This is a genomic window from Pseudomonas sp. ASL7 (genome assembly GCF_056680375.1).
In genome coordinates, this window is the sequence record NZ_CM155279.1 from 5,622,244 (window position 1) to 5,634,594 (window position 12,351).

General features: G+C 59.1%; 9 protein-coding genes. 6 read left to right on the forward strand and 3 right to left on the reverse strand.

The window, feature by feature from the left end; genetic code table 11:
- Positions 1-167 precede the first annotated feature (167 nt).
- The 3 genes from AC1MDT_RS25920 to AC1MDT_RS25930 all read right to left on the reverse strand — a co-directional run bounded on the left by AC1MDT_RS25920 (position 168) and on the right by AC1MDT_RS25930 (position 4,561).
- Positions 168-1,793, reverse strand: a complete 1,626-nt coding sequence (locus tag AC1MDT_RS25920; protein WP_480419563.1) for an ABC transporter substrate-binding protein — start codon at positions 1,791-1,793, stop codon at positions 168-170.
- 258 nt (positions 1,794-2,051) lie between these two features.
- Positions 2,052-3,653 carry an ABC transporter substrate-binding protein gene (locus AC1MDT_RS25925; RefSeq protein WP_480419564.1) on the reverse strand — a complete coding sequence of 534 codons (1,602 nt, stop codon included), beginning with the start codon at positions 3,651-3,653 and terminating at the stop codon, positions 2,052-2,054.
- A gap of 191 nt (positions 3,654-3,844) precedes the next feature.
- Complete coding sequence (locus AC1MDT_RS25930) at positions 3,845-4,561, reverse strand: SIMPL domain-containing protein (protein ID WP_480419565.1); 717 nt, start codon at positions 4,559-4,561, stop codon at positions 3,845-3,847.
- A gap of 318 nt (positions 4,562-4,879) precedes the next feature.
- On the opposite strand from AC1MDT_RS25930, the gene AC1MDT_RS25935 reads away from it, so the two are divergent.
- The 6 genes from AC1MDT_RS25935 to AC1MDT_RS25960 all read left to right on the forward strand — a co-directional run bounded on the left by AC1MDT_RS25935 (position 4,880) and on the right by AC1MDT_RS25960 (position 12,258).
- On the forward strand, positions 4,880-6,142 hold the full coding sequence (locus AC1MDT_RS25935; RefSeq protein ID WP_480419566.1) for an ATP-binding protein: 1,263 nt from the start codon (positions 4,880-4,882) through the stop codon (positions 6,140-6,142).
- Positions 6,135-6,701 carry a response regulator transcription factor gene (locus AC1MDT_RS25940; protein ID WP_414909276.1) on the forward strand — a complete coding sequence of 189 codons (567 nt, stop codon included), beginning with the start codon at positions 6,135-6,137 and terminating at the stop codon, positions 6,699-6,701. The genes AC1MDT_RS25935 and AC1MDT_RS25940 overlap by 8 nt, the downstream gene beginning before the upstream one ends.
- Before the next feature lie 97 nt (positions 6,702-6,798).
- A complete protein-coding gene (locus AC1MDT_RS25945; protein ID WP_480419567.1) occupies positions 6,799-8,526 on the forward strand; it encodes an ABC transporter ATP-binding protein/permease in 1,728 nt (575 codons plus the stop codon).
- 188 nt (positions 8,527-8,714) lie between these two features.
- Positions 8,715-9,464, forward strand: coding sequence for a FadR/GntR family transcriptional regulator (locus AC1MDT_RS25950; protein WP_414909278.1), 750 nt, complete (start codon positions 8,715-8,717; stop codon positions 9,462-9,464).
- Positions 9,465-9,830: 366 nt separating this feature from the next.
- The gene (gene kdgD / locus AC1MDT_RS25955) at positions 9,831-10,742 is read left to right on the forward strand and encodes a 5-dehydro-4-deoxyglucarate dehydratase (protein WP_090175535.1); all 912 of its coding nucleotides are present in this window, start codon (positions 9,831-9,833) and stop codon (positions 10,740-10,742) included.
- Positions 10,743-10,812: 70 nt separating this feature from the next.
- A complete protein-coding gene (locus AC1MDT_RS25960) occupies positions 10,813-12,258 on the forward strand; it encodes an aldehyde dehydrogenase family protein (protein WP_480419568.1) in 1,446 nt (481 codons plus the stop codon).
- Positions 12,259-12,351: the final 93 nt, after the last annotated feature.

The following is a 12,351-nucleotide window of genomic DNA, read 5'->3' on the forward strand; positions in this document are numbered from 1 at the left end:
GATCCGTGGGTCCGGCAGTAAATGCGTAGAGTCCTAAAGACTCGTAGGAAAAGGCGACGCGTCCTAACCCTCTGCTGTAGTACGCAGTGGATTTGGATGTAGGCGGATTCCTGCTTTCTCGATAGGTAAAGCAACGGCGACGTCAGAAACGTCGCCGTTGCAACACCTTACTTGCTGAGGCTGACGCCGTAGAAGGAGTTCAAGCCAAATGGGCTGATCTTGAAGTCCTGCACGTTGTCGCGCATAGGTTGGAACACCGTCGAGTGAGCGATAGGTGTCATTGGAACGGCGTCTTTGAGGACGTGTTGCGCCTGCTTGTACAGTTCGGTGCGCTTGGCCTGGTCGGTCGTGCGCTTGGCTTCCTTGACGATGCCATCGAACTTCTTGTCGCACCACTTGGAGAAGTTGTTGCCCTGCAGCGAGTCGCAGCCGAACAGCACGTTCAGCCAGTTGTCCGGATCACCATTGTCACCGCTCCAGCCAATCAGCATTGCCTGGTTCTCGCCGCCTTTGGAGCGCTTGATGTACTCGCCCCATTCGTAGCTGACGATCTTGACCTTAAGACCGATCTTGGCCCAGTCGGACTGCAGCATTTCGGCCATCAACTTGGCGTTCGGGTTGTACGGACGCTGCACCGGCATCGCCCACAGAACGATTTCGGTACCTTCCTTGACGCCAGCTTCCTTGAGCAGCTCTTTGGCTTTCTCAGGATCGTACTTGGCGTCCTTGATGGTGGTGTCATAAGACCATTGGGTTGGCGGCATGGCGTTGACGGCCAACTGGCCCGCGCCCTGGTAAACCGAGTCGATGATTTGCTGTTTGTTGACGGCCATGTCCAGTGCCTGACGCACTTTCAGTTGGGCCAGCGGGTTTGGTTCGTTGCTGCCCTTGACCTTGTCCATCACGTTGTAGGCGATGTAACCCAGGTTGAAGCCAGCCTGGTCAGGCACCTTCAGAGACTTGTCTTCTTTCAACGCCTTCAGGTCGGCCGGACGTGGGAACAGAGTGATCTGGCACTCGTTCTTCTTCAGCTTCTGGATGCGTACCGACGGGTCGGTGGTGATGGCGAAGATCAGGTTGTCGATCTTGACGTCTTCAGGCTTCCAGTAGTCCTTGTTCCCGGTGTAGCGGATGTTGGAGTCTTTCTGGTAGCTCTTGAACACGAACGGGCCAGTGCCTACCGGCTTCTGGTTGATGTCGGCGGCTTTGCCTTCCTTGAGCAGCTGGGCAGCGTACTCGGCGGACTGGACGGAGGCGAAACTCATGGCCATGTTCTGAATGAACGCGGCATCAACTTCTTTCAGGGTGAACTTGACAGTGTGGTCGTCGACTTTATCGATCTTGGTGATGTTGGTGTCCATCCCCATGTCGGTGAAGTACGGGAATTCGGTCGGGTACGCTTTGCGGAACGGATCATCCTTGTTAATCATGCGATTAAAGGTGAACAGCACGTCGTCGGCGTTGAACTCACGAGTCGGTTTGAAATACGGGGTGGTGTGGAACTTGACGCCATCACGCAGGTGGAAGGTGTAAGTCAGGCCATCCGGGGAAATGTCCCAGCTGGTCGCCAGACCAGGAACAACGGCGGTGCCGCCGCGCTCGAACTGGGTCAGGCGGTTGAACATGGTTTCTGCAGAGGCGTCGAAGTCGGTTCCGGTGGTGTACTGACCTGGATCAAAACCGGCCGGGCTCCCTTCGGAGCAGAACACCAGGTTAGTCGCGGCTTGGGCGAATGGTGCGCTAGCTAATAAGCTTGCGCCGACTAAAAACGGAATGACCGCGTGTTTAAGCATGGTGGCCTCATGATTTGTTGTCATTTTTGGAATTATAGGACGACCTCGTGAGTCGACCTGCGGATACTTATGCAGGGGCCGTACCCATTGCAAGATCCAGAGCGGCCACAAGTCTTAAACAGTGGCACGAACGTACCTTAATGTCGCATATGTATAAACTAGCGCGCAATTGACCGTTTGCGCAGGTTTTTTCCGGTGCGGGTCGCGCACGGAAAAGAGGCAACCGGGGCGTTTTGCGCACCCGGTTGGCGCGCGGTGTTACTTATTTATACCCACGCCATAGAAGGGCGTGAGACCGAATGGGCTGATCTTGAAATCGGTGACTTCCTTGCGCAAAGGCTGGAACACCGTCGAGTTTGCAATCGGGGTGATAGGTCCCTGTTGTTTAAGGATTTTCTGCGCCTGTTGATAGAGATTGACCCGTTGCTCACGGTCGGTTGAAACCTTGGCCTGCTGGACCAGTTTGTCGTACGCCGGGTCGCACCACTTGGCGTAGTTGCTCCCTTTCACCGCCGCGCAGCTGTAGAGCACGCCGAGCCAGTTATCCGGATCACCGTTGTCGCCGGTCCAGCCGTAGATCATGGCGTCATGTTCGCCGTTCTTGGCGCGTTTGATGTACTCACCCCATTCATAACTGACAATGTTCGCCTTGATCCCGACCTTTTCCCAATCCTGCTGAATCATCTGCGCCGACATGCGCGCGTTGGGGTTCGACGCACGCTGCACGGTCATGGCCCACAAATTAATAGTGGTACCGGGTGCAACCCCTGCTTCTTTCAGTAGCGCCTTCGCTTTGGTCGGGTCATGAGGCGCGTCCTTGATGCTCGGGTCATACGACCATTGCGCGGGTGGCAGGGCGTTTTGCGCCAATTGGCCTGCGCTCTGGTAGACGGCTTTGATGATGGCGGGCTTGTCGATGGCCATGTCCAGGGCCTGGCGCACCTTGAGTTGATCCAGCGGTGGATGGGTCACGTTGTAGGCCAGGAAGCCAAGATTGAATCCGGCTTGCTTGAGCACGCGCAGGTTCGGGTCTTGTTCCATCACCTCGATGTCTGCAGGACGCGGGTAGCCGCTGACCTGGCATTCGCCGGCCTTGAGCTTCTGCAAGCGGACGGCGGCATCCGGGGTGATCGAGAAGATCAGGTTGTCGATCTTCACGTCCTCGGGTTTCCAGTAGGCCTTGTTGGCCACGTAGCGGATCTGCGAGTCCTTTGCATAACGTTTGAACACGAACGGCCCCGTGCCGACGGGTTTCTGATTGATATCCGCGGCTTTGCCCTCTTTCAGTAACTGTGCGCCGTACTCGGCGGACTGCACCGAGGCGAAGCTCATGGCGAGGTTTTGCACGAACGCGGCGTCAATGTTGTTCAGGCTGAAGCGCACGGTGTGCTCGTCGATTTTGTCGACGCTCCTGATCGTTTTGTCCAGGTCCATGTCGGTGAAGTACGGCGACTCGGCAGGGTAGGCCTTACGGAATGCATTCTCGGGGTCGAGCAGGCGCTGGAAGGTGAACAGCACGTCGTCGGCGTTGAAGTCGCGGGTCGGGGTGAAGTAGTCGGTGGTGTGGAATTTCACGCCTTCGCGCAGGTGGAAGGTGTAGCTGAGGCCATCCGTGCTCACGTCCCAACGGGTGGCTAATCCGGGCTCGACTTCGGTGCCACCGCGTTTGAATTGGGTCAGTCGGTTGAAGACCGTTTCGGCCGAGGCGTCGAAGTCGGTGCCGCTGGTGTATTGGCTGGGGTCGAAGCCGGCGGGGCTGGCTTCGGAGCAGTAGACCAGGGTGGTGGCGGCTTGGGCCAGTGGTGCGGTTGTTGCGAGGGCGAGTGCGAGCAGGAGTGGTTTGACGGTGGTTCTTTCCATGGAGTCCCCGAGGGTTTGGCGGCGGTGTTTTCCTGAGACTAGCGTTGTTGTCGTGGAGGGCGGAAATATCCGTTTGTGAGGGGGACCCCTCTATTTGGACATAGACCGCGTTATCGTTTTTCGCGAGCAGGCTCGCTCCCACAGGTCAAATATGGGAGCGAGCCTGCTCGCGAAAGCGGTGGGTCAAACAATCAAGGCATCAACACTTCAATCGCCCCATCCGCCGTCATGCTGACCTGGCTGGTGCCCGGCTCGACGTCCGGTGTGACCGCGGCGGAATCCATGCTTGCCGCTTTCATCATCATCGGCCCGCGCATGTACGGTTGTGGATAACCATTGCTGTTGAGGTTCAGGTTGACGATTTTGTAACCCTTGCCACCCAGCGCGTCGGTCGCCAGTTGCGCACGAGCCTTGAAGGCGGTTACCGCGTCTTTGAGCAGGGTGTCTTCACTGGCTTTGCGGGTTGGCGTGGCGATGGCGAAGTCCATGCCGCCCATTTTCAGGTCGGTCAGCAGTTCGCCGGTCAGTTTTGACAGGGCCGCAAAGTCGGAACTTTCCAGGCGCAGTTCGGCACGTTCGCGCCAGCCGGTGATTTTCTGGCCCTTGGTGTCGTAGATCGGGTAGCTGTTACGGCTGCCCTGACGCAAGGAGATGTCTTTGACTTGTTTGGCCTGGGCCAGCGCTTTGTTCAGGGTGGTGCTGACGTCGGCGGCGAGTTTGGCCGGGTCGCTGTTTTGTTCTTCGGTATAGAGGGTCACGATCATCAGGTCGCGGGCCACTTCCTGACTGACTTCGGCGCGCAGGGAAATCTGGTTGTAATGAAGCTCGTCGCCGGCCAGGGCCGGAAGGCTGGCGACGGTGCCAACGCTGAGGGCAAGAAGGGCGGCGCTGCGGCGGAACGTGTGCATGAAAACTCCTTGGACGATGCGCAGGGGTCAGGTCCTGGCCTGCTTGAAACCATCAGACTCTAGCTTCAATGATCCGGTTCGCACAGTTACAACTTCTATACAGATGGAATGACGGTGGCCGCTGCGCGGCCAATCGCGAGCAGGCTCGCTCCCACATTGGAATGCGTTCAACTGTGGGAGCGAGCCTGCTCGCGAAGGCGACCGCATAGACACAACGGATTTTCTTGCCATGTGGCCGTTTGCCGCACTTTCGCCTTCCGGGCCCCGTGCTTGGTTATACTCCGTGCGATCCGCCTGGAGCGCTCATCAGGAGAGCTCATGCTCGCCGCCGTTCAAATCACTTCCGCCACTCGCCAGAATCTCTGGCGGCTGACGCTCATCCGCACGTTGGTGCTGGCAGCTCAAGCCGGTTCCGTTGGCCTGGCCTACTGGCTCGATTTGCTGCCGCTGCCCTGGTTTCAACTGGCCGCGACCCTCGTTTGCTCGATGCTGTTGTGTACGTTCACGGCGATTCGCCTGCGCACTACATGGCCGGTTACCGAGCTCGAATACGCGGTGCAGCTGGCTTGCGACCTGTTTATCCACAGTGCCTTGCTGTATTTCTCCGGCGGTTCGACCAACCCCTTCGTCTCTTATTACCTGGTGCCGTTGACCATCGCTGCCGTGACGCTGCCATGGCGTTATTCGGTGGTGCTGTCGGGTATCGCGCTGACGATGTACACCTTGTTGCTGGCGCGCTTCTATCCCCTGCAAACCTTCCCGATTGCCCGGGAAAGCCTGCAGGTTTATGGGATGTGGCTGAGTTTCGCCCTGGCCGCAGCGGTCATTACCTTTTTCGCCGCGCGCATGGCTGAAGAGCTGCGACGCCAGGAAGAGTTGCGCGCTATCCGTCGCGAAGAGGGCCTGCGCGACCAGCAATTGCTGGCTGTTGCGACTCAGGCCGCGGGCGCCGCGCATGAACTGGGCACGCCGCTGGCGACCATGAGCGTCTTGCTCAAGGAAATGCGCCAGGACCATCACGACCCGCTGTTGCAGGACGATCTGAGCGTGCTGCAGGATCAAGTCAAACTCTGCAAAGAGACCTTGCAACAGTTGGTGCGCGCCGCCGAGGCCAATCGACGTCTGGCGGTGGAGATGCAGGACGTCACCGACTGGCTCGACGAAGCCCTGAACCGCTGGCACCTGATGCGCCCGGAAGCCAGTTACCGCTTCCAGCGACTGGGCCAAGGCGCGGTGCCACGCATGGCCCCGCCGCCGGACCTGACCCAGGCGCTGCTGAATTTGCTGAACAATGCCGCCGACGCGTGCCCCGAAGGGCTGCAAGTGACGCTGGACTGGAATGCCGAGGACTTGACCATCAGCATTCGCGACCACGGCGCCGGTGTGCCGCTGGCCATTGCCGAACAAATCGGCAAACCGTTTTTTACCACCAAGGGCAAAGGTTTCGGCCTGGGCCTGTTTTTGAGCAAGGCCAGCGTGACACGCGCCGGCGGCTCAGTGAAACTCTACAGTCATGAGGAAGGTGGCACGCTCACCGAGCTGCGCCTGCCCCGTGTTGCCCGAGGAGACGAACATGAGTGACGAAATCCAAGTCGAAGCCGAAGGTGAAGAGCTGCCGCATTTGCTGCTGGTAGACGACGACGCAACCTTTACCCGCGTAATGGCCCGTGCCATGGCCCGCCGTGGTTTTCGCGTCAGCACCGCCGGGTCCGCCGAAGAAGGCCTGACCATCGCTCAAGCCGACCTGCCGGACTACGCCGCGCTGGACCTGAAAATGGACGGTGACTCCGGCCTGGTGCTGTTGCCCAAGCTGTTGGAGCTGGACCCGGAAATGCGCGTGGTGATTCTCACCGGTTATTCGAGCATTGCCACCGCCGTCGAGGCGATCAAGCGCGGCGCCTGTAATTATCTGTGCAAACCGGCGGACGCCGATGACGTGCTGGCCGCGTTGCTGTCCGAACATGCCGACCTCGACACCCTGGTGCCGGAAAACCCGATGTCGGTCGACCGCTTGCAGTGGGAACACATCCAGCGCGTGCTGACGGAACACGAAGGCAACATCTCCGCCACGGCCCGCGCCCTGGGCATGCACCGCCGCACGCTGCAGCGCAAACTGCAGAAACGCCCCGTTCGTCGCTGAACCTGTGCTGAACGAATGCCGGCCACTCCTCGCGACAAACCGAACCGATCATCTATGATCGGTTTGTGCGTGTTCTTTTCTTTACCGAGTCTGAACCATGAATCAGAACGCTGAATATTCCGCGGTCAACGATGCTGTGCGCGGGCAGTTTTTTCGCAAAGTCTGGGCGATAACCACTCCTTACTGGCGCAGTGAAGAAAAGGTCATGGCCTGGACGCTGCTGATCGCGGTGATTGCGCTGTCATTGATCAGCGTGGGGATCTCGGTGTGGTTTAACACCTGGTACAAGGATTTCTACAACGCCCTGCAGAAGAAGGACGAAGCAGCGTTCTGGCAGCTGATCCTGTATTTCTGCGCGATTGCGGCAGTGGCGATTGTCGGGGCCGTGTACCGGCTGTACCTGACTCAGATGCTGACCATCCGCTGGCGGGCGTGGCTCACCGAAAAACATTTCGCCCGCTGGCTCGGCGACAAGAATTACTATCAGTTGGAGCAGGGCGGTTACACCGATAACCCGGACCAACGGATTTCCGAAGACCTCAATAACTTCACCTCGAACACCTTGAGCCTGGGCGTTGGTTTGATTCGCAACGTGGTCAGCCTGGTGTCGTTTTCGATCATCCTGTGGGGCGTCTCGGGCAGCATTGAAGTATTGGGCTTTACCATTCCCGGCTATATGTTCTGGTGTGTGGTGGTCTATGCCGCGGTCGGCAGTTGGTTGACGCATTTGATCGGTCGTCGCTTGATCGGTCTGAACAACCAACAACAACGCTTCGAAGCCGACCTGCGTTTCTCCATGGTGCGGGTTCGCGAGAATGCTGAAAGTATTGCCCTGTACAACGGCGAGCCCAATGAAAGTCGTCGCTTGAGCAACCGTTTCGGCATGGTCTGGCACAACTTCTGGGACATCATGAAGGTGTCCAAGCGTCTGACTTTCTTCACCTCCGGTTACACCCAGGCTGCCATCATCTTTCCGTTCATTGTCGCTGCGCCGCGTTACCTCTCGGGCAAGATCGAACTCGGTGAGTTGATGCAAATCGGCTCGGCGTTCGGCAACGTTCAGGAGAGTTTCAGCTGGTTTATCAGCGCGTACCAGGACCTCGCCTCCTGGCGTGCCACCTGTGATCGTCTGCTGAGTTTCCGTCAGGCCATGACCGATAACGAAGAGCGCCAACCGGCCATCGACGTACAGAATCAAGGCTCGGACCTGAAAATACACAACCTGGGCCTCGACTTGGCCGATGGTCGTCACCTGCTGACCAACGCCGACATGACGGTGGAAGAGGGCGAGCGGGTGATGCTCAGCGGCCGTTCCGGCAGCGGCAAGTCGACCTTGCTGCGGGCGATGGGCCATTTGTGGCCGGCTGGCCATGGCAGCATTCGTCTGCCGGCAGCGCGTTATCTGTTTCTGCCGCAAAAGCCGTATCTGCCGATTGGCACCTTGCGTGAAGTGCTGAGTTATCCACAGGCCGGCGATACCTATACGCACGAGCGCTACGTTCATGTGCTGGAAGCGTGTCGCCTGCCACACCTCGTTGCCCGTCTCGACGAAGCCAATCACTGGCAGCGCATGTTGTCGCCGGGTGAGCAGCAACGTCTGGCCTTCGCTCGTGCGCTGCTGTATGCGCCGCAATGGCTGTACATGGACGAGGCGACCTCGGCGATGGACGAAGAGGACGAAGCGTCGCTGTATCAGGCGTTGATCGATGAGTTGCCGGGGCTGAGCATCGTCAGCGTCGGGCATCGCAGCAGCCTGAAGCGCTTCCATGCGCGGCACATTCGTATCGACAATGGTCACCTGGTGGATCAAGCCGTCACCGCCTGATCACCCCCTCTTCTGTAGGAGCGAGCTTGCTCGCGATGGACCCGAAAGCGCCGCGTTTATTCAAAAAGCACGCGTTATCGTTAGCCTCCATCGCGAGCAAGCTCGCTCCTACAAAGGGCAGAGTGATCGTACAACCCGCATGAGATATGATGCGGTTTCAGCCGATTTTTTCGAGTAAGACGTTCACCATGGAAAACCCGATCGACGCACCTCGCCTCCCTCGCAAGCGCCGCAGCCTCGCTCAGGAACTGGTGACGGTGCTGTCCGAGCAGATCCGCGACGGCCACCTCAAGCGCGGCGACAAATTGCCTACCGAGTCGGCGATCATGGATGCCCATGGCGTCAGCCGCACCGTGGTGCGCGAAGCGATTTCCCGTTTGCAGGCCGCCGGGCAGGTGGAAACCCGCCACGGCATCGGCACTTTCGTGCTCGATACCCCGAGCCCGAGCGGTTTCCGGATCGACCCGGCGACCGTGGTGACCCTGCGTGACGTGTTGGCGATCCTCGAACTGCGCATCAGCCTCGAAGTGGAGTCTGCCGGCCTCGCGGCGCAACGTCGCAGCACCGAGCAGCTGGCGTTGATGCGCGCCGCCCTGGACGCGCTGAATGAAAGCGCCTCCCACGCCAGTGATGCCGTGGCCTCGGACTTCCAGTTTCACCTGCAAATTGCACTGGCGACCGGCAACCGCTACTTCACCGACATCATGACCCACCTGGGCACCAGCATCATTCCGCGCACCCGTCTCAACTCGGCGCGCCTGGCCCATGACGACCAGCAGCACTACATGAATCGTCTGAGCCGTGAGCACGAGGAAATTTATGACGCGATTGCCCGCCAGGATTCCGATGCGGCGCGGGCCGCGATGCGATTGCACCTGACCAACAGCCGTGAGCGGTTGCGTCATGCCCATGAAGAAGCCGAGGCGCAGCGCGGCTAGGTTCCAGGCGAAGTCATTTATTGCCTTTCAGACCGCCATCGCGAGCAAGCTCGCTCCCACAAGGTTTGTGAACGACACAGATCAACTGTGGGAGCGAGCTTGCTCGCGATGGGGCCATCAGTCATTCCCCTTACTTTCTTTTAACCCTACTCAATCTTCTGACAACGTACCACTGCGGCCGCACAGGCTCTGCGGAGGCGTTTGCCTGTCTGAATGCCTGTCTTGCCACTACTCACCCCACATGAAATTTGCGCCCCGGCGATGAAATGCAGTTGACGGTTGTATTTTAAGTTGTACGATGACTTACAACTCGGCCGCAGGCTGAATGCATTTCTCACACACGTTGCTACCCAGGGTGTTCGAATAATGAATCCACAAGAACTGAAGTCCATCCTCTCTTCCGGTCTGTTGTCCTTCCCGGTGACCGACTTCAATGCTCAGGGCGATTTCCATCGCGCGGGCTACATCAAACGTCTCGAATGGCTGGCCCCCTACGGCGCCACGGCGTTGTTCGCTGCGGGCGGCACCGGTGAGTTCTTCTCTCTGGCGGCCAGCGAATATTCGGAAATCATCAAGACCGCCGTCGACACCTGCGAAACCAGTGTGCCGATTCTGGCCGGTGTGGGTGGTTCTACTCGTCAAGCCATCGAATACGCGCAGGAAGCCGAGCGTCTGGGCGCCAAGGGCCTGTTGCTGCTGCCGCACTACCTGACTGAAGCCAGCCAGGACGGCGTTGCCGCCCACGTTGAGGCCGTGTGCAAATCGGTAAAAATCGGCGTCGTGGTTTACAACCGTAACGTCTGCCGCCTGACGGCTCCGTTGCTGGAACGTCTGGCCGAGCGCTGCCCGAACCTGATCGGCTACAAGGATGGCCTGGGCGATATCGAGTTGATGGTGTCGATCCGTCGCCGCCTCGGTGACCGCTTCAGCTACCTGGGTGGTTTGCCGACCGCCGAAGTGTACGCCGCTGCCTACAAGGCGTTGGGCGTACCGGTTTACTCCTCGGCGGTGTTCAACTTCATCCCGAAAACCGCGATGGATTTCTACCACGCTATTGCTCGCGATGATCATGCCACCGTCGGCAAGATCATCGATGACTTCTTCCTGCCGTACCTGGACATCCGTAACCGCAAAGCCGGCTACGCGGTGAGCATCGTCAAGGCCGGGGCAAAAATTGCCGGCTATGACGCCGGTCCTGTGCGTGCGCCGCTGACCGATCTGACGGGCGAAGAGTACGAAATGCTCGCCGCGCTGATCGACAAGCAAGGCGCGCAATAACACTGATTAAGCAAGGCCGCTGAGCAATCAGCGGCTTTTTGCGTAAGGACTTCTTTTTAGGGGAAAGCCCGTGGCAGATGCAAAGCGTTTCGATAACTACATCAACGGTGAATGGGTTGCCGGCAGTGAATATTGCAGCAACATCAACCCGTCCGAGCTGACCGATACCATCGGTGAATACGCCAAAGCCGATCTGGCTCAGGTCCATGCCGCCATCGACGCCGCGCGCGCCGCGTTCCCGGCCTGGTCGACTTCGGGTATTCAGGCTCGTCACGATTCACTGGACAAAGTCGGCACTGAAATCCTCGCCCGCCGCGAAGAGCTCGGCACCTTGCTGGCTCGGGAAGAGGGCAAGACCCTGCCCGAAGCCATCGGCGAAGTGACTCGCGCCGGTAACATTTTCAAGTTCTTCGCCGGTGAATGCCTGCGTCTGTCCGGCGACTACCTGCCGTCGGTACGTCCGGGTGTGAACGTTGAAGTGACGCGCGAAGCGCTGGGCGTTGTCGGCCTGATCACGCCGTGGAACTTCCCGATTGCAATCCCCGCGTGGAAAATCGCCCCGGCCCTGGCCTACGGCAACTGCGTCGTGTTGAAACCGGCTGATCTGGTTCCGGGTTGCGCCTGGGCGCTGGCCGACATCATCTCCCGCGCAGGCTTCCCGGCCGGCGTGTTCAACCTGGTGATGGGCAGCGGTCGAGTGGTTGGCGATGCACTGGTTCAGAGCCCGAAAGTGGATGGCATCAGCTTCACCGGTTCCGTCGGTGTGGGTCGTCAGATCGCCGTTAGCTGTGTCTCGCGCCAGGCCAAGGTTCAGTTGGAAATGGGCGGCAAGAACCCACAGATCATTCTCGACGATGCCGACCTCAAGCAAGCGGTCGAGCTGTCGGTACAGAGCGCGTTCTACTCCACCGGTCAGCGTTGCACCGCATCGAGCCGTTTCATCGTCACCGCCGGCATCCATGACCGGTTCGTCGCAGCGATGGCGGAGCGCATGCAGTCGATCAAGGTCGGTCACGCCCTGAAAACCGGTACCGACATCGGTCCAGTGGTTTCCCAGGCGCAGCTTGAACAGGACCTGAAGTACATCGACATCGGCCAGTCCGAAGGTGCGCGTCTGGTCAGCGGCGGTGGTTTGGTGACCTGCGATACCGAGGGCTACTACCTCGCGCCAACGCTGTTTGCCGACAGTGAAGCCGCAATGCGCATCAGTCGCGAAGAGATTTTTGGCCCGGTGGCCAACGTCGTTCGCGTCGCCGATTACGACGCCGCACTGGCCATGGCCAACGACACCGAATTCGGTCTGTCGGCGGGCATCGCCACGACGTCGCTGAAGTACGCCAACCACTTCAAACGTCATTCTCAGGCCGGGATGGTGATGGTCAATCTGCCGACGGCGGGCGTGGACTACCACGTTCCATTCGGCGGGCGTAAAGGTTCGTCCTATGGATCCCGCGAACAAGGTCGCTACGCACAAGAGTTCTACACCGTGGTGAAAACCTCTTACATCGGCTCGTAATACGCAACACCTCCCTGTAGGAGCGAGCTTGCTCGCGATGGTCTTGAGGACGCGGCGCTCTACCTGATGCCCCGCGTCATCGTTGACCACCAT